Consider the following 22,199-nt stretch of genomic DNA (forward strand, 5'->3'; position numbering starts at 1 on the left):
AATGGCATTTTTCGAGAACCGCCTGAAACAGGCCCCGACCGGCATCCGCAAGGTGCTTTACCTGAACTGGCAGGTGATCGTGCTGGTCACGGCGGTCTCGGCGGTGGGGATCCTGATGCTCTGGTCGGTGGCGGGCGGGGATTTCAACCTCTGGGCCCGGCGCCAGGCCCAGGTCTTTGCCGCCGGCATGGTGCTGATGTTCATGGTCGCCATGGTGCCGGTCTGGTTCTGGCGCTCGATGGCGGGCATCGCCTATCTGACCTCTTTCGTGCTGCTGATCATCGTCGATCTCTATGGTGTCGTGGGCATGGGGGCGCAGCGCTGGATCGATTTCGGGCCGTTGCGGCTCCAGCCCTCCGAGATGATGAAATTCAGCCTCGTTCTGATGCTGGCCGCCTATTATGACTGGCTCGATATCCGCAAAGTATCGCGGCCCTTATGGGTGCTGATCCCGGTGCTGCTGACCTCGCTGCCGACGGTGCTGGTGCTGATGCAGCCCAACCTCGGCACTTCGCTGATGCTCCTGATGGCGGGGGCGGCAGTGATGTTCGCCGCCGGCGTCAGCTACTGGTATTTCGCTGCCGTGACCGGAGTGGTCGTGGGCACTGTGGTGGCGGTGTTCCAGAGCCGGGGCACCGAGTGGCAGCTCCTGCATGACTACCAGTTCCGCCGGATCGACACTTTCCTCGACCCTTCTGCCGATCCGCTGGGGGCGGGCTATAACATCATCCAGGCCAAGATCGCCCTTGGCTCCGGAGGCTGGTCGGGCAAGGGGTTCATGCAGGGCACCCAGTCGCGGCTGAACTATCTGCCGGAAAAGCAGACCGACTTCATCTTCTCGACGCTCGCCGAGGAATTCGGCTTTGTCGGAGCCTTCTCGCTGCTGATCCTTTACGCGCTGATCATCGGGTTTTGCATGATCTCGGCCTTGCAAAACCGCGACCGGTTCTCGTCTCTCCTGATCATCGGGGTCGCCGCCAACTTCTTCTTCTATATCGCGGTGAACCTGTCGATGGTGATGGGCATGGCACCGGTGGTCGGCGTGCCGCTGCCGCTGATGTCTTATGGCGGCTCGGCCATGCTGGTGATCCTTGTGGGCTTTGGGCTGATGCAAAGCGCCCATGTCCACCGGCCGCGCTGAGCGGCAGTCAGCAGATGAGTATTTGCATCAAGGGGAAATGGGCTTTCCCCTGACTTAAATACTCACCGCGCGGAACGCGCAAAGCGCCCCGAAGGGGCGCCGCCTCTGGACAAATCGCGCAGCGCGACGCAGGCTCACGCCCATGATGCAGATCTTCTTTTCCGCTCCCGGCTGGGATGAATATGAACTCCTCCTGCCCGCCGCGCTTAAAGCGGCCGGTATCAGCGCCGATATCGTCACCGAAGCGCCTGACCCTGCGGCGATTGATTATATTCTCTACGCGCCCACCTCGCCTTTGCAGGATTTCGCCCCCTTCACCCGCGCGAAAGCGGTCATGTCGCTCTGGGCCGGGGTCGAGCGGATCGTGGGCAATCAAAGCCTCACCCAGCCCCTGACCCGGATGGTCGATCCGGGCCTGACCGAGAGCATGGTGGAATATGTCACCGGCCATGTCTTGCGCCATCATCTCGGCATGGACCGCCATATCGTCAATCCCGACCGGGTCTGGGACCACGCCTGCCCGCCCATCGCCCGCCAGCGCCCGGTCACCTTCCTTGGTCTGGGCGAGCTGGGCCTCACCTGTGCCCGCGCCCTCCAGGCCCTGAATTTCCCGGTCAAAGGCTGGAGCCGCAGCCCGAAATCCATCCCGGATCTCGCAACCTTTCATGGTGAGGCCGGTCTGCAAGCGGCGTTGCGCGATGCGCAGATCGTCATCACCCTGCTGCCCAACACGCCGGACACGCAGAATATCCTCAATGCAGGCACGCTTGCGATGACGGCCCCGGGCGCCGTGGTGATCAACCCCGGCCGCGGCCCGCTGATTGACGATGCCGCGCTGATCGCGGCGCTGGATGCCGGCCAGATCTCGCATGCCACACTGGATGTCTTCCGGGTCGAACCCCTGCCGCAGGACCACCCGTTCTGGGCGCATCCGAAGGTCACCATCACCCCGCATGTTGCCGCCGATACCCGCGCGGTGACCGCCTCGCAGGTGATTGCCGAGAACATCCGCCGCGCGGAAACGGGCGAGCCGCTGCTCCATCTGGTGGACCGAACCCGGGGCTACTGAGGCCCTGCGACAGTTTCTCCCTTGAACAAAGAGGGGGAAATCTGCCACCTGAGCCGATGGACTGGATCAAAATCATTCATATTCTGGCCGTAATGGGCTGGATGACCTCGATCTTCGCGGTGCCGCGCGCGCTGATCTACTGGAAGCGCGAATGGGCGCGGCTTGGCGCTTTCGGACCGCTCGGCGATCTGACCCTGCGGCTCTATCGCTTTTCGGCCGGGCTGATGGTGATCGCCATTGCGACCGGGCTCTGGCTGGCTTTCGGCTGGTGGGGGTTTGACCCCTGGCTGCATCTGAAGCTGAGCCTCGTCGCGCTTCTGGTGATCCATTACATCTGGACCGGTCGCATGGTCTGGCGGGCGCGGCGTGGCGAGTTCCGCGAAAGCGACCTGTTCCTGCGGATCTTTAACGAAATCAGCGTCTTTGCCGTAATCGCCATTCTCTGGGCCGTGGTGGTAAAGCCCTTCTGATCCCGTTCAGACCCGGCGCCGCCATCGCACCCTACCGCCGGTGGCTTGACCTCAGCGGCACCTCTGCGGCGCGAGATGCCGGCACCTGGCAGTGCATGGTGCCATTGCCCCCAGGGGGAATGGCAGGGAACAGGACAGCCACGGGGTCCGCGACAGGCGGAAGAGGCCGCGCGAAATCCGACCGCCCCCGCGATTGTAAGCGGAAAGCCACCCCGATTGCCCATTGTGGCCCGGCAAAGCCGGCCATGGGAAGGACGGGACGGCCGTGACCCGCAAGTCAGGAGACCGACCCTGCATTCTGGCTCAGCCGTCGGGTGTGACGGATCGGAGGAAGAATGGACAATAGCGCGCCACCGGCGGCCTCTGGTCGCACGGTTCCTGACCTGCCTGAGGCCGCCCGGCCTGGTTTGCCCGCATCTGGCCCGCACATATCCGGCCTGCACATAGCCCGCCCGGCCGCCACCGGGGCATCGGGACCGGGCCTCGCCCGGATTGAACCTGCCCGGTTCCTGCCCGGTGAGGGCGAGACCACGAGGGTCACGCTTCCGGGTGTGGCGGATACGATGCGGGTCGATCTGCTTCGCCTCGGGCCCGGGCTTTCGGTCGCGCTCAGCCATTTTGCCGCCGGTTCCGGGATGGAAGATCTGGTGCGCTGGCCGGCGGGGCGTTTGCTCATGGCGTGCAACATGACCGGCGCCATGGCCATTCGCGACGCAAGTGGCATCTCCCATCCGATCCGCAATGGCGAAGGCTGGGTGCTGCATACCGGCGCGGCCCTTGCGCCGCATTCTGCATCCGGGCGAGGCCTGTCCCAACCTTGTGATCGTCCTGGACTCTGACGCTGTCAGTCCTTGTCGCGATCTGGGAGGCGCTGTCGCGCCAGCCCCTGCCGCCGATCCTGCCCGGGCCACTGCCGGTTGCCCGCGCGCTGACGGGCCTGATCGCCGGGCGCGCCTTCTGGCTCGAGACCCTCGCCCCGAGCCTTGCCGCGGCTCTGGCCGGGATCTTCATCGCGCTGCGTGCCGGGCCTGGTCTTGGCGCGCTCTCAACCCGCTGGCCGTTGGCCGGCACGGCCCTTGCGCCGCTGCGGCTGATCCTGATGGGGATACCGGCGGCGGTGCTGACGATCCGGCCGATCCTCTGGCTTGATGGCGGGCCGGTCATGGGGATCACGGCGGTCGCCATATTGCTGCTGCCGGTCTTCCGGATCGCGACCAGCAGCGGACTGGCCGCCGGTGACCCCGGGCTCGACGGGATGGCACGGCTGTTCCGGATGCCGCGCCTGCGCCGGTTGCGTCACATCACCTGGCCCGCGCTGGCCACCGCGCTCCTGCCCGCGCTGCGCCTGGCCCTGGCCAATGGGCTGCGGATCACATTACCGGTCGAGTTGCCCGGCGGACGCCAGAGGCCTGGACGCGCCATCCGGTCGGCGCAGACCTGGCTGATGACGGACCGGCTCTTTGCGCTCACCATCGTCACCCTGCTCCTGATCGCCGCGCCTGAGGCGCTGTTGGGCCGGCCTGACCGCGAGGCGGTGCGGCCATGACCCCGCTTGTGACTGTCGAAGCCGTGAGCTTACAGATCAGGCCTGATCAGCCGCGCCTGTTCGGACCGCTGTCTTTCCGCCTCGCCCCGGGGCGACAGCCTGCGCCTCACGGGGCAAAGCGGTGCCGGCAAGACCGCGCAGTTGCGCCATATCGCCGGCCTGCCCGGCCCGGTCACCGCCGCGGTTCACCGACGTCCTGACCTGCGCATCGGCTTTGCCTTTGGCGACCCATAGCTGATCCCCGGTCTGACGGCGGCGCATAACATCGCGCTGGTGCTGCCCGGGCGCGCGGGGCCTGACATCCGCAAGGCCCTCGCGAAACTGAATCTCGGCGCAGAGGCCGACCTGCCCGCCCGGCATCTGTCAAAAGGTCAGGCGCAGCGGGTTGCGCTGCTGCTTGCGGTTGCGATCCGCCCCCATCTCCTGCTGCTGGCTGCGGCCGCCTCGGGGCTGGATGAAGAAACCTGGGGCCTCGTCACCGCGATGATCGCTGAGTTGCGCGCTGAAACCCGCTTTGCCCCGGTCGAGATCAGCCATGATCCGCAGCGGCTTTTTGCCCCGGTTTCGCGCAATCTCGCGCTCAGCCCTGCGCCAGCTGGCCCGGCTGCGGCCTGAAACGCATCACATTCCGGGCCTGAGATCAATTTCGACATATTTTGCCGCAGACAGGACAGTTTTCCGCTTTGCGCCTGTTCTGATCGCGTCAGATCAGGGTGTCACCCTATCGGGAGGTGTCTGGCGGAGAAATGGGAAGCCGGTCCGATGCCGGTGCTGGCCCGGCAACGGTGGCAGCGCCGTGCAACATGGCGGGACCCACTGGCCGGGGGAGCGGCAGGGAAGGTGCCATGTCGGTCCCTGAAAGGGATCGGGCCCGGTGTTCGGAAACCAGCCCTGAGGCGGAAATCAGCGTGGCTGCGGCGGGCAGTCAGGAGCGCTTTGCCGGGTCCGCTGCGGACCGCGACCTTGCGTCTCCGATCCCCCGGGGCAGCAGACAAACCAGCAGGAGGCCAGATTGGGCGCGCTTCACGACGATAATTTCTCCACCCCGGACCAAAGGCCCGATGCCATAGCGCGGCTGATCGCAGATCACCGCCCGGGCCATGGCCTCGTGCGGGATTTCTACATGGATCCGGACGTCTTTGCCCGTGATATGGAGCGGGTGTTCCGCCGCCACTGGCACTGTCTGGCCCATGAAAGCGTGATCCCGAAGCCCGGCGATTTCGAACTGTTCCGCCTTGGCGATGAACAGATCATCCTGACGCGCGACATGCAGGGCGAGGTGCATGGGCTCCTGAATTCCTGCCGCCATCGTGGCGCCGAGGTCTGCACCAAAGACAGGGGCAATGCGAAGATGTTCGTCTGCCCCTATCACGCCTGGACCTATACTCTGGACGGCGCTTTGCGCGCGGCCCGGCTGATGCCGAAGGATTTCGACCGCGCCGCCCATGCACTGAAAAAAGTGCATGTGAAGGTGGTCGAGGGGCTGGTCTTCATCTCTTTCGCGAAAGAGCCACTGGATTTCACGCAAGTGGAGCAATCCCTGCACGCCAGTATCGGCCAATATGGCTGGGGCGCGGCAAAGGTCGCCCATCGCGAGACCTATCCGATTTCCGCGAACTGGAAGCTCGCGGTCGAGAATTATGTCGAATGCTATCACTGCGGCCCGGCGCATCCGGAATATTCGCAGACCCACGCGCTGGAACAACCGCCCGAAGTGATCGCCGGTCTCAATGCAGCGATGGAGGAAAAGAGCTGCGCGCTCGGGCTTTCCGTGCTGTCGGGCAATCACTGGCAGAATTCGGCCCGGGGCGGCGAGGCGGTCGATGTCTTCCGCTATGCGCTTTACGAGGGCGCCTCGACCGGGTCCGAAGATGGCTCCCCCCTCGCACCTTTGATGGGGCGGTTCACCGATTATGATGGCGGCGTGACCTCGATCCATCTCGGCGGCACAACCTTCCTGGTCTGCTATCCCGATCACGGCATGATCTACCGTTTCATCCCGAAAACCCATGATACCTGCGAGATGGAACTGATCTGGCTGGTGAAAGACGGCGCCGAAGAAGGCGTCGATTACGATCTGAACCGCCTGACCTGGCTCTGGAAGGTCACGACCGAGGAAGACAAGAAGATCATCGAACACACCGCGCGCGGTGTGAAATCGCATTACTTCGAGCCTGGTCCCATCGCACCGATGGAATATAACGAGCTGCGCTACATCACCTGGTATCTCGACGAGATCAGCCGCGCCTGACCAGCGCCATAACCGGAAGAAACGGGGTTCCGGCCCCGCCCGGGCCTCGCTCGCTCCGCCAGGCACTTCGGCCAGGGGCTGCCTTCCGCCACTTTTTGCAGGACTGGCGGAGGGCCGGGTGTTCTCCACCGCAGATCACCCGCAACCTCGCCCGTCCCGCCCGCCGCCCCTGTTAAACTCTCCGGATATCAAACTCGGCGCCCCCCCCCGGCAGGCCCGGCGACCTGCCCGCAGCGGCTGTCCCCCGCGCGCCCCAGCAAAATGCGCCCTCAGTCCCGCGCCCGGAAAAGCGGCAGCGCGGCGCAACAGCTTTCCCCTGACGAAAATACTCTCGCCGAAGGCAAAGCGCCCCGCAGGGGCGCCCCCTTCTCAGCGCTTCGCGCCCCGGCGGCCCTCGATCAGCCAGGCGGAGATGGCCAGCCCGGCGGTCAGCAGAAGCCAGGCCCAGCCCGGCAGCAAAGCCGCCAGCCGCACCTCGGTGGTCATCCAGGCCTCGCGCGGCGTGATACCGATCCAGCCGCGCCCCGTCACCGGCCGCCCCTCAGCCACCTGGCGCAGGTCCGGCAGGCCGGGCTCCAGCCGGGTCACCGATCCATAGGCCGGGCCGCCGGCGGATTTCGGCGCGATCACCGCATCGCCCGAGGCGATGGTTTCGACGAATTCGCGCGGGCTGGCCGGGCCGACACCGATCATTCGCGTCAGATCGCCCTGTTCCAGCCGGTAGAGCCCGGCCTCGGGCGCCTGCCAGACCACCTGATACTTGCCGGGCGCCACCTGGATCATATCAAGGATCACCGGCTTCCCGGGCTCTCCCGCCTCCGCGCTGTCCTGTGCGGTGACAATCAGCGGCCCCGGCGGGTCCTCGGACACCGTGCGCCGCGTGATGGTCAGTTCATTGCCTTTGGCGGTCGCCGTCAGCGCCTCTTCCTCGAGATCCGGCTCTTTCAGCATCCAATGCGCCAGCCGCCGCAAAAGCTCCAGCTGCGGCCCGCCGCCCTCATAACCGCGGCCCCAGAGCCAGGCATGATCCGAGGTCAGGACCGCGATCCGCCCCTCATCCACTCGGTCCAGCACCAGCAAAGGCGCGCCATCCGGCCCCTCCATCACGGTCTGGCCGGAAAGCTTCTCGACCTCCATCACCCGGAACCAACGGCCCCAGCCCGGCTCGCCATTTTCGCCCTGAGGCGCAAATCGGTCGAGGCCCTCGGTCACCGGATGGCGCTGGCCGAGTTCCGTGATCTTCGGGCGGAACCCGCCTTCGATGACCTGAGCGGTCGGTGCCACCGGCAGCACCTCGGCCAGAGGCGAACGGTAAAGGCTGTCGACCGCGCCGAATTCCGGCCCCGAGGCCACCAGAACCGTGCCGCCCTCGCGGATATAGCGGACGACATTGTCGATGTAAGACATCGGAAGAATGCCGCGCATCCGGTAGCGGTCAAAAATGATCAGGTCGAATTCGTCAATCTTTTCAATGAACAGCTCGCGCGTCGGGAAGGCGATCAGCGACAGTTCATCCACCGGCACGCCATCCTGTTTCTCCGGCGGGCGCAGAATGGTGAAATGCACGAGATCGACGCTGGCATCTGATTTCAACAGGTTGCGCCAGACGCGTTCCCCGGCATGTGGCTCGCCCGAAACAAGCAACACGCGCAGCCGGTCGCGCACGCCGTTGATCTGCACCACGGCGGTATTGTTGCGCTCGGTCAGCTCGCCCGAGGTCGGGCCGATGGCGAATTGCAGCACATTCAGCCCGCCATGCGGCAGCACGACCGGCAGTTCCAGATCCTCGCCCACCGGCACCGAATAGGTCTGCGGCGCATCGGCATCGACCGCGATGGTCAGATCGGCAAATTGCGGCACATCCGGCGGCACCAGACCCTGATCCTCAACCCGCAGCTTCAGCTTGAATTCCTCGCCGATGATCGCGAAGGCCGGCGCATTCTGCACCACAAGGCGGCGGTCCCAGTCGGCCGCTTCGCCGGTCAGCAGCAGATGGAACGGCGCGGGCAGATCGGGGCGCATCTCAAGGTCATGCACCCGCCCGTCCGAGATCAGGATCACCGCCGCCACCCGGGCGCGGGGTTCCTCGGCCAGGGCCTCCGACATGGCGGTCATCGCCAGCGTGCCGGTATTGTCGGCGCCATCGGTGATGTGTTTTACCCGCAGTTCGGTGTTGTCCAGCGCCGCAACCTGGGCCTCCACCCGCGTCAGCGCGCGCCGCGTCTGGTCAGCCCGCGCGCCAAGGCCCTGGCTTGCGCTGTCATCCACCAGGACGATCACAATGTCGGAAAGGTTCTGCCGGTCCTCGCTTTGCAGCCCCGGCCCGGCCAGCGCCGCCAGAAGCGCAGCCAGCCCAAGCCCGCGCAAAAACCAGCCCGGCAGCCCACGCCAGAGCGCCAGCGCCAGCATCAGAAGCGTCACGCCGCCAAGCGCCCATAAAAGCGGCCAGGGCACCAGCGGATCGAAGACAAGATGCGCCGTCATCGCGCCGTTCATTGGCCGAGCCTTTCAAGAAGCGCAGGCACATGGACCTGGTCGGATTTATAATTGCCGGTCAGCACATGCATGATCAGATTGATGCCGAACCGCCAGGCCAGCTCGCGCTGTTGTTCGCCCGCCGCCCCCCGGCCCACCGGCAAAAGCGGCACGCCGTTTTCATCGGTGGCCCAGGCCGCCGCCCAGTCATTGCCGCCGATCACCACCGGCGTCACCCCGTCATTCAGGTTGCGAAACGGCACGCCCTCTTCCTGACCGGCATCTGCGGGCGCCGCCTCGACCCAGATCGTGCCCTCGGCCCAGCGGCCGGGGAAGCTTTGCAAGAGGTAGAAGGTCCGGGTCAGAACATGGTCCTCCGGCACCGGCTCCAGCGCCGGGATATCCAGACCGGCGGCGATCCGTTGCAGTGCCTGGCCTTCCGGAGTGCCGCCGCCAAAGGCCGCGATATTGGCGTCACGGGTGTCGAACAGGATCATGCCCCCGGTGCGCAGAAACTGGTTCAGTTTCGCATAGGCCGCGTCCGACGGCGTTGGCGCATCTGCCGTAACCGGCCAGTACAGGAAGGGGAAAAACGCAAGTTCATCAGCCTCGAGATCAATCCCGGTCGGATATTCCGGCTCGATCGAGGTGCGTTCCCAAAGCCGGTCGCCAAGCCCGACAAGGCCGAATTCCGAGGTCTCGTCGATCTGCGCATCGCCGGTTTTCACATAGGCCAGCGAGACGCCCGAGGTGGAGCGGATCGCGAAGTCATCGCCGGGTTGCGGCGTGTCAGGCGGCGCGCTGTCGGTGGTCTGCGCGGCCTCGGGGGGCGCGGGCGGCGTCTCGCCGCTGACCTGGGCCTGCGCCTGTGGCGCGGCCAGCCCGGCCACAAGCGCCACTGCGAGAACCGCAACCCCGCGCCGCAGGCCGCCGAGCCGCCCCCCAAGCCAGAGAGAGGCAAGGATATCGGCCAGCAACACCACCAGCCCGGCCGACAGGAGCCAGCCCATGAGCGATTGTTCGGGCGGGGTCGCAAGCCCTTCGACCCGCGCCGAAGCCGGCCATTCCGCCGCCACCAGCCTGGTCTCGGGGCTGACGACGTTCAGGGCGACACGGCGGTCGGCACCCGCGTAAAGCCCGGGCGGATGGGCGGGGCCAGGACCTGCCACCATCGCAATCGCCAGGTCTTCGCCCGCCACACCTGCGACCTCGCCCGCGTCACGTTCTTCGCCCCAGGCGTTCAGCATCACCTCGGGCACCCAGATCTGGCCGGCGAGTTCACGCGCGCCCGGCAAAGACGGGCGGGTTGAGATCGCCAGGCGTTCAAGCATCTGCACGAAAAGCCCGGACAGCGGCAAAGTCGACCATTCCGCATTGGCGGTGACATGAACCAGAACAACCTGGCCGTCGCCCATGAATTTGCGCGTGACCAGCGGCGTGCCATCATCCAGGGCGGCGATGGTGCGTTCCGCAAGGTCAGGGTCGGGCTGCGCCAGGACCTGCTCGGCCACCTGGACATCGCCAGGCAGTGCGAGGCCGAAGAAGGGGCTGCCCTCAGGGAACGGCGCCAGGTCCTTCGCATCGCCCCAGCTCATCGCGCCGCCAAGCGCGCGGCCCCCTTCGCGCAGCCGCACCGGCATCAGCGGGTCTTCCTCGAAACGGCTCACATCCGAGGCCGCGAGGCGCGGGCCGGCAAAGCGGAGCAACAGCCCGCCCTTTTCGACCCATTCCACCAGCGCCGCCTCTTCCGATGCGGTCAGCCGGGCAACATCGGCCAGGATCACGGCATCGGGATTGGCGGGCAGCGCCGTCGTCACCGGCGCCTCGATCAGATCGGCCACCGGCTCCAGCGCCTGGCGCAGGTAATGCAAAGGCGACAAAAGCTGCAGCCCTTCGGCCTGGGGGCCCGCGGTGATCAGCGCCACCTTGCGCCGCTTGAGACTGTCATCGGTCAGGCTCACCGCCCCGGCAGACCGCAGACCCGCAATCTCGAAGCGGGTGACGCGGTTTCTGAGCTCGGGCGGCAGGTCAAGCTTCACCTCGGCCCGGGTCTCGCCGGGCGCAAAGCTGATCCTGGCCCGCGCGAGTTCGCGCTCCACCCCCGAAGGATCCGGGCCGCGCCCGGTGACCTCGATATCGGCCGCCCCGCCCGCATCAAGCCGCGAGGCGGACAGCAGCACCGCGCCTTCGGCAAAACCGGCCGGATGCAGCGCCAGCACCGGGCCATCGCCGGTCAGCACCGTCAGCTGCCCCTTATCGGCGAACAATCCCGCCAGCATGGCGCGCCCCTCGTGATCCAGCCCGTCCGACAACCAGAGCGTGTCGAACTCTCCGGCCGGGAAATGATCAATCCAGGCGCCGGGATCCTGCGGCAGCCAGGGCGAGGGTTCCATCACCGCAAGCCTGCCCTTCCAGTCATCGGCGGCGCGGAAGCTCACCTCCTGGGGCGCATCGGTCAGGCGGATCACCGCGACCGTGCGACCGTCGCGACCGGCCTCGTCCAGCACAAGCCCCGCGCGCTCGATCCGGCGCGCCCAGTCGCGCGCCTCCGCCCAGCCGCCGTCAAGCACCACCAGCAGTGGTGCCGTACCGGCCTGTTTTTGCTCAGGGTTCAGCACCGGACCGGCAAAGCCGATAATCGCCGCCGCCACCGCCAGCATCCTGAGAAGCAGCAACCACCAGGGCGTGCGGTCAGTCTCGGCATCCTCGTCCTGCAGGCCCAGAAGCAGCGCGACACCCGGGAACCGGCGGCGGATCGGCGCCGGAGGCACCGCACGCAGCAGGAACCACAGCACCGGAAGCGCTGCGAGCCCCCAGAGAATCCAGGGCGTCAGAAACCCGACCGGACCAATCATGAACATCAGCGCCCGCCCTCCAGCGCGCGATAGAGCCACAAAAGCGCAGATTGCGCCGGGGCTCCGGTATGGAATGTGGAAAATTGCCAGCCGACCAGGCGGGCAAGCTCGCTCAACCGGTCCTTGCGCTCGGCCAGCCGGGCGAGGTAGCGGCTGCGCAATTCCCCGGCCTGCTGCGTCTCGTGCCGCATGGATCCCGACATTGATTCGAAGATCACCCGGCCATCAAAGGGGAATTCCTCTTCTGCCGGATCGAGGATCTGGCACAGCGCGCCGCGCACACCGCGATCCGCCGCGCGGGAAAGCGCCGCCTCGACCGGCTCGATGGGCCCGAGGAAATCCGAGACGAACACCGCGCGGCCATGGCCGACCATGCCTGCCGTTTCAGGCGCGCCGAAATCCCCGGCTTCGGGTTCGCCCGCCAGCCGCGCCGCGAGCCGCACAATCTGGCTGCGGCCTGACCGCGGCTGCGCCAGCCCCGCCAGACCGACCCGCTCGCCGCCGCGCAACAAAAGCACCGCCAGCGCCAGCGCCAGCAGACGCGCGCGCTCGCCCTTGGCCGGGCGGTCCTTGCCGCCGGTGAACGTCATGCTTTTGGCCGGATCGACCCAGAGCGTCACCGATTGCGCCGCCTGCCATTCGCGTTCTCGGATGAAATGCCCGTCAGAGCGCGCCGAGCGCCGCCAGTCGATGGCCCGCGCCGGGTCGCCCTGATGCGCGGCGCGATATTGCCAGAACTCATCGCCAGACCCTGCTCGCCTGCGGCCATGTTCGCCCAGCATCAGGGTGGCGGCCAGCATCTCGGCCTCGGCCAGCAAAGGCGGCAGCGACTGGCCGAGCGCCTCCGCCCGGCTCTGAAGGGCCTCGTTCTGAAGGGTCGGGCTCACGCAGCCGCCTCAAGCCCGAGGATGCGGGTGGTGGTGCGCGAGATCACCGCGGCCAGGGTCTCGCCCCGCGCGCGGGCGGCGAAGGACAAAGCCATCCGATGCGTCAGCGTGGCCTGGGCCAGAGCCGCCACATCGTCGAGCGACGGCGCGAGCCGGCCGTGAAGGAGCGCCCGCGCCCGGACGGTCAGCATCAGAGCCTGCGCCGCGCGCGGCCCCGGACCCCAGGCGAGGCTGTCTTTCAGATCGCGGCCTTCGGGTTCCCCCGGACGACAGGCGCGCACGAGGTCGAGGATAGATTCGACAACCTTATCGCCGACCGGCATGCGGCGAATGACCGATTGTGCCTGGATCAGCTGATCGGTGTCGAAAACCTGGATGGCATCGGCCTCAGCCGCGCCGGTGGTGGCGAGAAGGATCTCACGCTCGACCGCCCGGGTCGGGTAATCGACATCGACCTGGACAAGGAAACGGTCCAGCTGCGCCTCGGGGAGCGGATAGGTCCCCTCCTGTTCAATCGGGTTCTGCGTCGCGAGCACATGGAACGGCCGGCCAAGCGCGCGGTGCTGACCGGCGATGGTGACCTCTTTCTCCTGCATCGCCTGCAAAAGCGCGGATTGTGTTCGCGGGCTGGCGCGGTTGATCTCATCAGCGAGCAAAAGCTGGCAGAAGACCGGGCCTTCGAGAAAACGGAAGGCGCGGCTGCCATCGGTCGCGGTCTCGAGCACTTCGGAGCCGAGAATATCCGCCGGCATCAGATCGGGCGTGAACTGGATGCGGTTGGCGTTCAGCCCCATGACGGTGCCGAGCGTGTCGACAAGGCGGGTCTTCCCAAGCCCCGGCAGACCGACCAGCAAAGCATGACCGCCGCAGAGCATGGCCGAAAGCACCAGCTCAACCACCTTTTCCTGCCCGATGAAGCGACGCTCGATCGAGGCGCGGGCCTCGCCGAGCTTTGCGCCCAGAGCCTCGATCTCGGTCACCAGCGCGACATCTCCTGCGGGGGCTGCGGTCATTCAGAGGCTCCATCTGTGTTGAACGTCGGTCTCAGCGGAGACATTAGACCGAAATCACCGCCGGACCACAAATGCCAAAAGGCGACTTGACACAAATGATCGTGACAGAAGCGCGATGTTTCGCCGGTGACCACTGTCGCCGGGGGCCCTGCCCCCACGCGCTGCGCGCTCCCCCGGGATATTTAGGGACAGAAAATGAGAGGCCGCTATTTTCTGTCCTTAAATATCCCCGCCGGAGGCCTCCGAAATCAGCCAGTTGCGGCGCGGTCTTGCGATCCGGGCCCGGGCATCCGACATTGGAGGGACAAGCCGGTGAGGATCATGCAGGATCAGAGTAACAACCAGCCCTCAGCCGATGGCCTGGCTAAGGCGGCCACAGAGGCCACAAAGAAGGGCGGTTTGCCGCCGGTCCATCTGTGGAATCCGCCCTTTTGCGGCGATCTCGACATAAGGATCGCGCGGGATGGCACATGGTTCTATCTCGGCACCCCTATCGGGCGCGAGGCGCTGGTGCGGTTGTTCTCGTCGATCCTGAAGCGCGAGGAAGGCAGATATTACCTTGTCACGCCGGTCGAGAAGGTCGGGATCATTGTCGAAGATGCGCCGCTCTTCGCCGTCGATATCGAGGCGGAAGGCACCGGGCGCGACCAGGTGCTGCGTTTTACCACGAAGACCGGGGACGTGGCCCTGGCCTCCGGCGCCCATCCGCTGGAGGTCAGACGCGATCCTGTTTCCGGCGAGCCCTCTCCCTATATCCTGATCCGGGGTGAGGGTGAGGCGGCGCTCTGGGCGCGGATCGACCGGAAAAGCTTTCTCCGGATGGTGGATTTCGGTTGCCATGAGACATATGACGGGGATAGCTGGTTTGGCCTCTGGTCTTCGGGGGAGTTTTTTCCCGTCATCAGATCTTCAGAACTGGCCTGATCCCGATATATGTCCCGCTTCGCCGCCAATCTGACCTATCTCTTCACCGAGGTCCCGATGCTGGACCGCCCCGACTGGGCGCGGCGCACCGGCTTTGACGGGGTCGAGGTGCTGTTCCCCTATGATCACCCGGTTGCAGAATGGGAACGCGCGCTTGGCGACATGCCGCTCGTGCTGATCAACACGCCCCCGGGCGACTGGGCCTCGGGGGATCGCGGCTTTGCCGCCCGGCCCGGCGATGAGCAGACCTTCCGCGACGGGTTCCTTCATGCTGCCGATTATGCGACGCGGCTGAATGTCCCTGCGGTGCATGTTATGGCCGGTGTCGCGCGCGGGCCACAGGCCGAGGCGGTGTTTACCGCCAATCTTACCTGGGCCGCCGAACAGGCGCCGGATCTGACGCTCGTGATGGAGCCGCTGAACCCCGACGACATGCCGGGCTACTTCCTCAATGATTACGACCAGGCGGCGCGGATCATCGACGATATCGCCAATCCGAAGATCGGCCTGCAATTTGACATCTGGCATGCGGCAAAGCTGCATGGCGATGCGGCCAGCGTCTGGGCCGATCATCGTGACCGCATCCGCCATGTGCAGATCGCCGGTTTCCCGGCCCGCAATGAACCGGGTGGTGGCGGCTTTTCGCTGCCTGATCTCTGCGATGCGGTGGCAGAGCTGGAAAATGTCTGGATCAGCGCGGAATACCGGCCTGCGCGCGGCACGGCCCAGGGGCTGTTCTGGCTGAATGCGCTGAAATCGCGTGGCGCGCTGATCGGCGGCTGACCTCTTCCGGCACCGCCCGGGGCGCATAAGCGCCGTTACTTGCGGCGCAACCGGATCACCACATCGACACGGCTGATTTCGGTGCCGGCGGGGGGCTCGGGGATACGGGCGAGCTCGAGCTCTTCCTTGGGCGCATCGGTCAGGATCGCGCTGTCTTCCCAGTAGAAATGCGGGTGATCGTCGATCCGCGTGTCGAAATAGCTGCGGGCCCCATCGACCACGATCTCATTCACGAGCCCGGCATCGCAGAATGCGCGCAGGGTGTTATAGACGGTGGCGAGGCTGACTTTCTCCTGCGCGCAGCCGGCCATCTCGAAAAGGCTTTCGGCGGTGACATGGCGATCTTCACCATCGCCGACCAGCAGGCTGGCCAGAGCAAGGCGTTGCCGCGTCGGGCGCAGGCCCCCGCGTTGCAGCCAGTCAGAGGCCCTTTCCTGAGCCCTGATCTCTGCCTGAGCCCTTACATCGTGAGCTTCGCTCGCCTGTGCCATATCCATCCTGCTCCTGCCCTTTTGCCGCAGTGTCACAGCATCGCGTTCCGTTTCCGGGCCGCCGGCCCCTGTAAAATGCAGGGAGGCAGCACCGACCGGACGCGACACCGCCAGCTGTCATACGGGCGTTGCTGGAAAGATTATAAAGTGTTGCGGCCCGGGGATTCAATTGAAAACCGCCAAAATGCCCTGCGGCCCCCTCGCAAGCGCTGCGCCCTTGCCCTATGTTTGTCGCCTCTGTTAGAGGAAAGTTGTGAAACTAAAGACAGAACGGGGAGATTATGGGGCGTTATCCGAACAAATTCGACCGGGATGACCTGCTCGCCTGCGCAAGGGGCGAGCTGTTTGGCCCCGGCAACGCCCAGCTGCCCGAGCCGCCGATGCTGATGATGGACCGCATCACCGAGATCTCGGAAGATGGCGGCGAGCATGGCAAGGGCCATGTGGTTGCCGAATTCGACATCACGCCGGATCTGTGGTTCTTCGCCTGCCATTTCCCCGGCAATCCGATCATGCCGGGCTGTCTTGGCCTTGACGGGCTGTGGCAGCTGACCGGGTTTAACCTCGGCTGGCGCGGCTGGGAAGGCCGCGGCTATGCGCTTGGCGTGGGCGAGGTCAAACTTACCGGCATGGTGCGCCCCGAGCGCAAGATGCTGCGCTATTACGTCGATTTCACCAAGGCCGTGCAAAGCCGCCGCCTGACCATGGGTGTGGCAGACGGGCGCGTGGAAGCGGATGGCGAGACCATCTACCTCGTGAAAGATATGAAGGTGGCCCTCTCGGCCTCCTGACCTCAAGGCAAGGACTGTACCCCTATGCGTCGCGTCGTCATCACCGGTCTCGGCATCGTCTCTCCCATCGGCAATGATGTGGCCGAGGTCGAAGCCAGCCTGCGCGCCGGGAAATCCGGCATCGTTTTCGCCCCGGACTATGCCGAGCGTGGCTTCCGCTCGCGCGTGCATGGCCAGCCGAACATCACCTTCGAGGACCATATCGACAAGCGCGACCTGCGCTTCATGGGCGATGGCGCAGCCTATAATTTCATCGCGATGCAACAGGCGATCAAAGATTCGGGCCTTGCGGAAAGCGATATCTCGAATGAGCGCACCGGCATCATCGTCGGATCGGGTGGCCCTTCGACCAAATCCTTCTTCAAGGCGCATAACATCGTCGCGGAAACCGGCTCGCCCAAGCGGATCGGCCCGTTCGGCGTGACCAAAGGCATGTCCTCGACGACCTCGGCCTGCCTGGCGACGCCCTTTAAAATCAAGGGCGTGAATTATTCGATCACCTCGGCCTGCTCGACCTCGGCGCATTGCATCGGCAATGGGGCAGAGCTGATCCAGATGGGCAAGCAGGATATCGTTTTCGCCGGCGGCGGCGAGGAGCTCGACTGGACGCTGTCCTGCCTCTTCGACGCGATGGGCGCGATGTCGTCGAAATACAATGACACGCCGGAACGCGCCTCGCGCACCTATGACGCCAATCGCGACGGTTTCGTGATCGCGGGCGGCGGCGGCCTTGTTGTGCTGGAAGAGCTGAACCATGCGCTGGCGCGTGGCGCAAAGATCTACGGCGAAGTCACCGGCTACGGCGCCACCTCTGACGGCTATGACATGGTCGCGCCCTCGGGTGAGGGCGGCGAGCGGTCGATGAAACTGGCGCTGTCCACCCTGCCGGAAGGCCGCCGGATCGACTACCTGAACAGCCACGGCACCTCGACCGGCGTCGGCGACATCACCGAGATCAAGGCGATCCGCCGCGTCTTTGGCGAGGGGAAAACCCCGCCGGTGGCCTCGACCAAATCTCTGACCGGCCACTCGCTCGGCGCAACCGGGGTGCATGAGGCGATCTATTCGCTGATCATGATGAACAAGGGTTTCATCGCGGCCTCGGCCAATGTCGAAACCCCCGACCCGGAGCTGCTGCCGGGCGAAATCGTGACCAGCCTTCGCGAGAATGTCGAAATTGACGGTGTATTGTCGAACAGTTTCGGGTTCGGCGGCACCAATGCCACTTTGGTTATGAGTAAATATCTCGGGTAAGAATAAAGCGGGGGAACCGGGCAATGGCCGGACTGATGCAGGGTAAACGCGGCCTCGTCATGGGGGTTGCGAATGACCGTTCCATTGCCTGGGGCATTGCCTCGGCGCTGGCGGCCGAAGGGGCAGAGCTGGCTTTCTCCTATCAGGGCGAAGCGTTCGGCAAGCGGTTGCAGCCGCTTGCCGCTTCGGTCGGATCCGATATCCTTGTTGATGTCGATGTGACCAATGAGGCCTCGCTGGACACCTGTTTTGCTGCGCTGAAAGACCGTTGGGGCAGCCTGGATTTCGTGGTCCATGCCATCGCCTATTCCGACAAGAACGAGCTGACCGGGCGCTTCACCAATACGAGCCGCGCGAATTTCCTCAATTCGATGAATATCTCGTGTTTCAGCTTTATCGACGTGGCCCGCCGCGCCGCCGAGCTGATGCCGGACGGTGGCAGTCTTGTCACCCTGACCTTCCAGGGCTCGACCAGAATCGCCCCGAATTACAATGTGATGGGGGTGGCCAAGGCCGCGCTCGAATCAGCGACGCGCTATCTGGCAAATGACCTTGGGCCGCAGGGCGTGCGGGTGAATGCGATCTCACCCGGGCCAATGAAGACGCTGGCCGGATCGGCGATCGGCGGCGCGCGCGCGACCTTCCGCCACACCGAAGAAAACGCGCCGCTGCGGGCGAATGCCACACTGGAAACCATCGGCGGCACCGCAGTCTGGCTGTGCTCGGATTACGGTCGCGCCACGACGGGCGAGACGATCCATGTCGATGGCGGCTTCCATATCCTCGGTTTCCCGCAATCGGAAAACCTCTGAACGGCGCCGGAATGGGGGGTAAATGCCCCCCCCGTCCCAGCTCAGCAAAGCATGTCAGGCGGGCTGAGCCAGCCCGTCGCCCAGCCGGTGGCCCAGGTCATTGAGCGCTGCTGTGGCGCCGCCGCGACCAGGATGGCAAGGTCATCGAGACCGGCCAGCAGATCCAGCGCCGGCGCCGCCGCAGGGTCAGGCCGGGTGGCGTCGATCAGCAAAACCCCGGGCCGCATCGCAAGTGCGCGTGCCATCACCAGGGCCAGCTGGCCGGCGGCATCAAGCCCGGCGCAATCCTGATCCGCTTGCGCGAGCAGGCCCATTTTCGCCAGCGCCATCGCGATATCCTGCCGCCGCCGGTCATCCCGGACCTCGCCCCAGTCACAGCCCTCGGGCAAAAGCGCCCGCGACACCGTCTGCCACAGGCTCACTCCCGCACTCACCCCCACCCTACCCGCCGGATCGCAAAGGCTTCCCGCGTCAACCAAAGCGACCTTCTGCCGGACCTCAGCCCCAGACATCAGCCAGATGTCGCGCCCCTGCAGGCAGACCGCCCCGGCCATCGCCGCAGTTTGCCGCGCGATCAGCCGCAGCACCTCCGCCGCAATCTCCGGCTGATCCCCGAACAGAACCAGCCGCTCGCCCTGATCGAGGCGAAAGCTGAGCCGCGGCCAGAGACGCGGGTCGCGGCCCTGAACCTGCGAAGGCAGCGCCACTTTCCGAAACTCAACCGGAGGAAAACCGGCCTGTGTCAGCGCCGCGCCGGACGCACGCACCGCGCGGCTGTCGCCATGACGGATCTTAAATCCCCCCGAGGGGGCCTTCGCATATATCACCGCAAACTCCTTCCGGGGCACCCCGCCCGGGCTCTTGTTGATGTCTTGCGATGGCAGGTCTCCTGACTTGCGGGTCGCGGCTCGCTCCGGCCTTCCCGCCCCGAAGGGCAGTGGCATTCCGGAGGTTGCTCGCCGCTCACAGTTGCGGGGGCAGTCGGGGCCTTGGCGGTTTGAGCCGCCGCACCCCGTTCCCTTTTCACCCGAAACGGCCAGAGCCGGTCCGGGAACCATCGCCCCTATGGAAAACCCGGAGCGGTCCGGGGTCAACCGGTTTTTGCCCCCCGCTCCGCGAGGGCGCACGCAGGGGCCATGACGGCGCCAGCGGTCACAAACGGAGACCAGCACTACAATAGGACGATACGCGCTCCATAACGCGGGGTATCGTCCACTGTGTATCGGGATCAAACCAGTGTGACAAAGATCCGCGCCTGGCCGGCGCCGTATTGTGGTCATGCCAGGCCGGGATACGGCAGGCCGGAGGCTTTGGTCTGCCGTATCCCGGCCAACAGACTGGATTCTCATCGTGAATCCGTCACAGCATTTGCGCAACAGCGATCATCCGACACGCAAAACGCCGAGCTGCCGATACCGAAATCCCGACTTCCGACGCGTGAATACCAACCTGCCAGAAGATCAGATATGGGGTCAGACATGAAAAAGCAGCCCAAAGGGCGGCCAGGTTGCGCTGCGGTCGGTTGCAAGCGCTGCTTCTTCCGGTGCCGGTCCAGTTTCTTCTGCTCCTCGGAACTGCGGCCCATGGCGCGGGTCGTATCGGCTGACGGATGGCCGTCGGTTCCGGATCATGACGGTGGCCGATGCCGCACCCGCGAATGTCTGGCCCTGATCGCCAAAACCTCGTTGTCGGCAGGCCGATGCGCTGCTCCATCATTCGGATCAGGGATCGCACTACACTGGCCAGCAGCTCCAGCGGCGACTTGCTGACAATGGGATCACCAGCCTGAGGAGCCTTGCGGGTCACCACAAAAGCTGGGGCGCTCGCGGATATCATTTCGGCGGCAGAGCTCGGGCGCAGCGTGGATGTGCGCAATTGTTTCTGAATGCTGGCCCTTTTGAAGCCCGCCATGTCTCCGCTCAAAAAAAGTGAAAAACCGAAGCCATGCAGTATCCTGTCACTCGCGCCGACCTCGCCGCGTTTTACGGAAAATTTCTGACGACCACGACCATCGCGACCGGGTTCGGGCTACATGAGAACGAGGTTCTCGCAGTGCTACGGGCAACAGGAAAGCAACCATTTACCCTGGATGCGAGGTCGGCAGGGTTCATTTCACCACGGGATGAGATCGAACGTTGCTTCACCATCAGGCAACGACACGAGCAGCAGAAATTGGGAGATATCTCTATAATACCTTGGGAATCTTGAATTTCTCTTTTAAAGCACGGACCTGCCACTGAACTTTTACCCGGCTGCGGCCGGAGCCCGTTGATCATTTACGCCCTTGGGCGCGGTTTGAGCAATCACGCGGCGCCGGAGCTTTCATGTTGCGCAGCGGGAGGGGTGATTGCGATTTCCAGATGCAGGGCGAAACCTGCCGGGGTCTGATTCAGGGATCTGATGGTGTGCAAGTCGGAGACCGATGCTCTGGCTGAGGTCACCGCAGCCAGCGAAGTTCGGAACGACCACAGCCGTTCACGCCGGGCGGGCAGGATTTCGGGCAGTTGTTCGAACGGAACTGGGCTGAGCCGGTGTTGCTCAGCACGCGGTCAGGACCGTGACACGACATTCCTTATCGCCGAGCACCTGGTCCCGGCTGGCCCGGCAAGCTTCTCGAATATCCTGAATCTGCCGAATACCAACTTTTGTCGAAAAGTTGGTATTTCGATGTCGAACGACAGAAACACATAAAAGAGAGATGGCGACCCCGGGAGGACTTGAACCCCCAACCCCAGACTTAGAAGGTCCGTGCTCTATCCAGTTGAGCTACGGGGCCGTGTTCGTCTCTGATAGCGGTTCGGAAAATGGTTCGCAACGCAGGACTGCGTCCACAGCTGGAGATCCCTGCTTCCATATCCGGACGAGGAGTAGCTGCATCTGTTACCCCAGCACCGCTCCTGCTGCTGCAAGGGAGAACTCTGGTAACAAGCTTGATCCATTTGCTGTGGCCCCCGGCTCTTATCCGGAGTCAGCGAGACTACGGGTTTGAATTTTGCCCATCCGCGCGGGTTGAAAGTGCGCGATACTGAACAGTTAATCGCCCATCTGATCGACATTTGACCTGCATCCGGCCGACATTGTCGCGCACGGCCTAACATTATGAACTCAATAGCTTACCGTGCAGTTATGCCGAGCAAGTATCGTCACAAGCTCTTGCAGGGCATAACGCACACCCCTCGGACAGCGCCTGCCGTCCGGCGCGACTGCGCAGGTATGTGGTGACAAACCGGCTGCCAGAGGGCGGCGGCTCCTGAAGCCGACGCGCCCAGTTGCAGATCACCACCTCAGACGGCCAGCGATCCCTGTGCTTGCACTGTGCTTGCCCTGCCCGTGCTGCTCGACCACTTCGGCCAGCGCGCTCAGGGTCTCGGCAGACAAATAGTGGACCTGTCCCGGTTCTGTTCCGGTCAGGTGCTCATGTTAGGCGGCCCTCTGCT

At 64.9% G+C, this 22,199-nt stretch carries 19 protein-coding genes, 1 tRNA gene and 3 riboswitches; of the genes, 12 read left to right on the top strand and 8 right to left on the bottom strand.

Features of this window, described 5'->3' with window-relative positions; all coding sequences use genetic code 11:
• Nucleotide 1: 1 nt before the first annotated feature.
• The 7 genes from rodA to JC607_RS11350 all read left to right on the top strand — a co-directional run bounded on the left by rodA (nt 2) and on the right by JC607_RS11350 (nt 6,477).
• Nucleotides 2-1,141: a rod shape-determining protein RodA gene (gene rodA, locus JC607_RS11320; protein ID WP_198837030.1), complete on the top strand. Its 1,140-nt coding sequence runs from the start codon at nt 2-4 to the stop codon at nt 1,139-1,141.
• 142 nt (nt 1,142-1,283) lie between these two features.
• Entirely contained in the window at nt 1,284-2,210 is a 927-nt protein-coding gene (locus tag JC607_RS11325) for a glyoxylate/hydroxypyruvate reductase A (RefSeq protein ID WP_198837031.1), read from the top strand.
• A 56-nt stretch (nt 2,211-2,266) separates the two neighbouring features.
• Nucleotides 2,267-2,680: a CopD family protein gene (locus JC607_RS11330; protein WP_198837032.1), complete on the top strand. Its 414-nt coding sequence runs from the start codon at nt 2,267-2,269 to the stop codon at nt 2,678-2,680.
• A gap of 126 nt (nt 2,681-2,806) precedes the next feature.
• Nucleotides 2,807-2,989: riboswitch (cobalamin riboswitch) on the top strand.
• Between the two features lie 26 nt (nt 2,990-3,015).
• On the top strand, nt 3,016-3,519 hold the full coding sequence (locus JC607_RS11335) for a hypothetical protein (RefSeq protein ID WP_198837033.1): 504 nt from the start codon (nt 3,016-3,018) through the stop codon (nt 3,517-3,519).
• Between the two features lie 221 nt (nt 3,520-3,740).
• Nucleotides 3,741-4,226 carry an ABC transporter permease subunit gene (locus JC607_RS11340; protein WP_233092861.1) on the top strand — a complete coding sequence of 162 codons (486 nt, stop codon included), beginning with the start codon at nt 3,741-3,743 and terminating at the stop codon, nt 4,224-4,226.
• Nucleotides 4,227-4,499: 273 nt separating this feature from the next.
• Entirely contained in the window at nt 4,500-4,841 is a 342-nt protein-coding gene (locus tag JC607_RS11345) for a hypothetical protein (protein ID WP_198837034.1), read from the top strand.
• A 79-nt stretch (nt 4,842-4,920) separates the two neighbouring features.
• A riboswitch (cobalamin riboswitch) is annotated at nt 4,921-5,135 on the top strand.
• A gap of 103 nt (nt 5,136-5,238) precedes the next feature.
• Entirely contained in the window at nt 5,239-6,477 is a 1,239-nt protein-coding gene (locus JC607_RS11350; protein ID WP_198837035.1) for an aromatic ring-hydroxylating dioxygenase subunit alpha, read from the top strand.
• Between the two features lie 369 nt (nt 6,478-6,846).
• Here JC607_RS11350 and JC607_RS11355 read toward each other — a convergent pair whose 3' ends face one another.
• From JC607_RS11355 to JC607_RS11370, 4 genes are read right to left on the bottom strand one after another with little or no spacing between them, the layout of a single operon-like run.
• Nucleotides 6,847-8,961, bottom strand: coding sequence for a hypothetical protein (locus tag JC607_RS11355; RefSeq protein WP_198837036.1), 2,115 nt, complete (start codon nt 8,959-8,961; stop codon nt 6,847-6,849).
• A gap of 8 nt (nt 8,962-8,969) precedes the next feature.
• On the bottom strand, nt 8,970-11,813 hold the full coding sequence (locus tag JC607_RS11360; RefSeq protein ID WP_198837037.1) for a DUF4159 domain-containing protein: 2,844 nt from the start codon (nt 11,811-11,813) through the stop codon (nt 8,970-8,972).
• Entirely contained in the window at nt 11,813-12,694 is an 882-nt protein-coding gene (locus JC607_RS11365; RefSeq protein ID WP_370584789.1) for a DUF58 domain-containing protein, read from the bottom strand. Before JC607_RS11365 ends, JC607_RS11360 begins: the two co-directional genes overlap by 1 nt.
• The gene (locus tag JC607_RS11370; RefSeq protein WP_198837038.1) at nt 12,691-13,707 is read right to left on the bottom strand and encodes a MoxR family ATPase; all 1,017 of its coding nucleotides are present in this window, start codon (nt 13,705-13,707) and stop codon (nt 12,691-12,693) included. Before JC607_RS11370 ends, JC607_RS11365 begins: the two co-directional genes overlap by 4 nt.
• Nucleotides 13,708-14,028: 321 nt before the next feature.
• Here JC607_RS11370 and JC607_RS11375 point away from each other — a divergent pair, with 321 nt between their 5' ends.
• Together JC607_RS11375 and JC607_RS11380 are read left to right on the top strand one after the other, a co-directional pair.
• On the top strand, nt 14,029-14,631 hold the full coding sequence (locus JC607_RS11375) for a DUF1285 domain-containing protein (protein WP_198837039.1): 603 nt from the start codon (nt 14,029-14,031) through the stop codon (nt 14,629-14,631).
• Between the two features lie 9 nt (nt 14,632-14,640).
• Nucleotides 14,641-15,414: a hydroxypyruvate isomerase family protein gene (locus JC607_RS11380; RefSeq protein ID WP_198837040.1), complete on the top strand. Its 774-nt coding sequence runs from the start codon at nt 14,641-14,643 to the stop codon at nt 15,412-15,414.
• A gap of 35 nt (nt 15,415-15,449) precedes the next feature.
• On the opposite strand, the gene irrA is transcribed toward JC607_RS11380, so the two are convergent.
• Nucleotides 15,450-15,905 (bottom strand): iron response transcriptional regulator IrrA, encoded by a 456-nt coding sequence (irrA, locus tag JC607_RS11385; RefSeq protein WP_092901920.1) that lies wholly within the window; start codon nt 15,903-15,905, stop codon nt 15,450-15,452.
• Nucleotides 15,906-16,186: 281 nt separating this feature from the next.
• Between irrA and fabA the strand changes: the two genes are divergently transcribed.
• The 3 genes from fabA to JC607_RS11400 are packed head-to-tail and all read left to right on the top strand — an operon-like array spanning nt 16,187 to nt 18,762.
• Complete coding sequence (gene fabA / locus JC607_RS11390) at nt 16,187-16,696, top strand: bifunctional 3-hydroxydecanoyl-ACP dehydratase/trans-2-decenoyl-ACP isomerase (protein ID WP_198837041.1); 510 nt, start codon at nt 16,187-16,189, stop codon at nt 16,694-16,696.
• Nucleotides 16,697-16,720: 24 nt separating this feature from the next.
• Complete coding sequence (gene fabB, locus JC607_RS11395; RefSeq protein ID WP_198837042.1) at nt 16,721-17,950, top strand: beta-ketoacyl-ACP synthase I; 1,230 nt, start codon at nt 16,721-16,723, stop codon at nt 17,948-17,950.
• Nucleotides 17,951-17,973: 23 nt separating this feature from the next.
• Nucleotides 17,974-18,762 (top strand): enoyl-ACP reductase, encoded by a 789-nt coding sequence (locus JC607_RS11400; RefSeq protein ID WP_198837043.1) that lies wholly within the window; start codon nt 17,974-17,976, stop codon nt 18,760-18,762.
• A 41-nt stretch (nt 18,763-18,803) separates the two neighbouring features.
• On the opposite strand, the gene JC607_RS11405 is transcribed toward JC607_RS11400, so the two are convergent.
• The 3 genes from JC607_RS11405 to JC607_RS11415 form a co-directional block, all read right to left on the bottom strand.
• Nucleotides 18,804-19,589 (bottom strand): hypothetical protein, encoded by a 786-nt coding sequence (locus JC607_RS11405; protein WP_198837044.1) that lies wholly within the window; start codon nt 19,587-19,589, stop codon nt 18,804-18,806.
• Nucleotides 19,590-19,623: 34 nt separating this feature from the next.
• Nucleotides 19,624-19,836: riboswitch (cobalamin riboswitch) on the bottom strand.
• Between the two features lie 285 nt (nt 19,837-20,121).
• Nucleotides 20,122-20,673, bottom strand: coding sequence for a hypothetical protein (locus JC607_RS11410; RefSeq protein ID WP_198837045.1), 552 nt, complete (start codon nt 20,671-20,673; stop codon nt 20,122-20,124).
• Between the two features lie 788 nt (nt 20,674-21,461).
• Nucleotides 21,462-21,538, bottom strand: a tRNA-Arg gene (locus JC607_RS11415).
• Nucleotides 21,539-22,199 lie beyond the last annotated feature (661 nt).

The sequence above is a fragment of the Paracoccus sp. IB05 genome (genome assembly GCF_016405985.1).
Classification (GTDB): Bacteria; Pseudomonadota; Alphaproteobacteria; order Rhodobacterales; family Rhodobacteraceae; genus Pseudogemmobacter.

Coding starts and splice junctions, on each gene's coding strand:
- rodA (WP_198837030.1), top strand. CDS start 2: ATGGCATTTTTCGAGAACCGCCTGAAACAGGCCCCGACCGGCATCCGC.
- JC607_RS11325 (WP_198837031.1), top strand. CDS start 1,284: ATGATGCAGATCTTCTTTTCCGCTCCCGGCTGGGATGAATATGAACTC.
- JC607_RS11330 (WP_198837032.1), top strand. CDS start 2,267: ATGGACTGGATCAAAATCATTCATATTCTGGCCGTAATGGGCTGGATG.
- JC607_RS11335 (WP_198837033.1), top strand. CDS start 3,016: ATGGACAATAGCGCGCCACCGGCGGCCTCTGGTCGCACGGTTCCTGAC.
- JC607_RS11355 (WP_198837036.1), bottom strand. CDS start 8,961: ATGACGGCGCATCTTGTCTTCGATCCGCTGGTGCCCTGGCCGCTTTTA.
- JC607_RS11360 (WP_198837037.1), bottom strand. CDS start 11,813: ATGTTCATGATTGGTCCGGTCGGGTTTCTGACGCCCTGGATTCTCTGG.
- JC607_RS11370 (WP_198837038.1), bottom strand. CDS start 13,707: ATGACCGCAGCCCCCGCAGGAGATGTCGCGCTGGTGACCGAGATCGAG.
- JC607_RS11375 (WP_198837039.1), top strand. CDS start 14,029: ATGCAGGATCAGAGTAACAACCAGCCCTCAGCCGATGGCCTGGCTAAG.
- JC607_RS11380 (WP_198837040.1), top strand. CDS start 14,641: ATGTCCCGCTTCGCCGCCAATCTGACCTATCTCTTCACCGAGGTCCCG.
- irrA (WP_092901920.1), bottom strand. CDS start 15,905: ATGGCACAGGCGAGCGAAGCTCACGATGTAAGGGCTCAGGCAGAGATC.
- fabA (WP_198837041.1), top strand. CDS start 16,187: ATGGGGCGTTATCCGAACAAATTCGACCGGGATGACCTGCTCGCCTGC.
- fabB (WP_198837042.1), top strand. CDS start 16,721: ATGCGTCGCGTCGTCATCACCGGTCTCGGCATCGTCTCTCCCATCGGC.
- JC607_RS11400 (WP_198837043.1), top strand. CDS start 17,974: ATGGCCGGACTGATGCAGGGTAAACGCGGCCTCGTCATGGGGGTTGCG.
- JC607_RS11410 (WP_198837045.1), bottom strand. CDS start 20,673: ATGGCGGGCTTCAAAAGGGCCAGCATTCAGAAACAATTGCGCACATCC.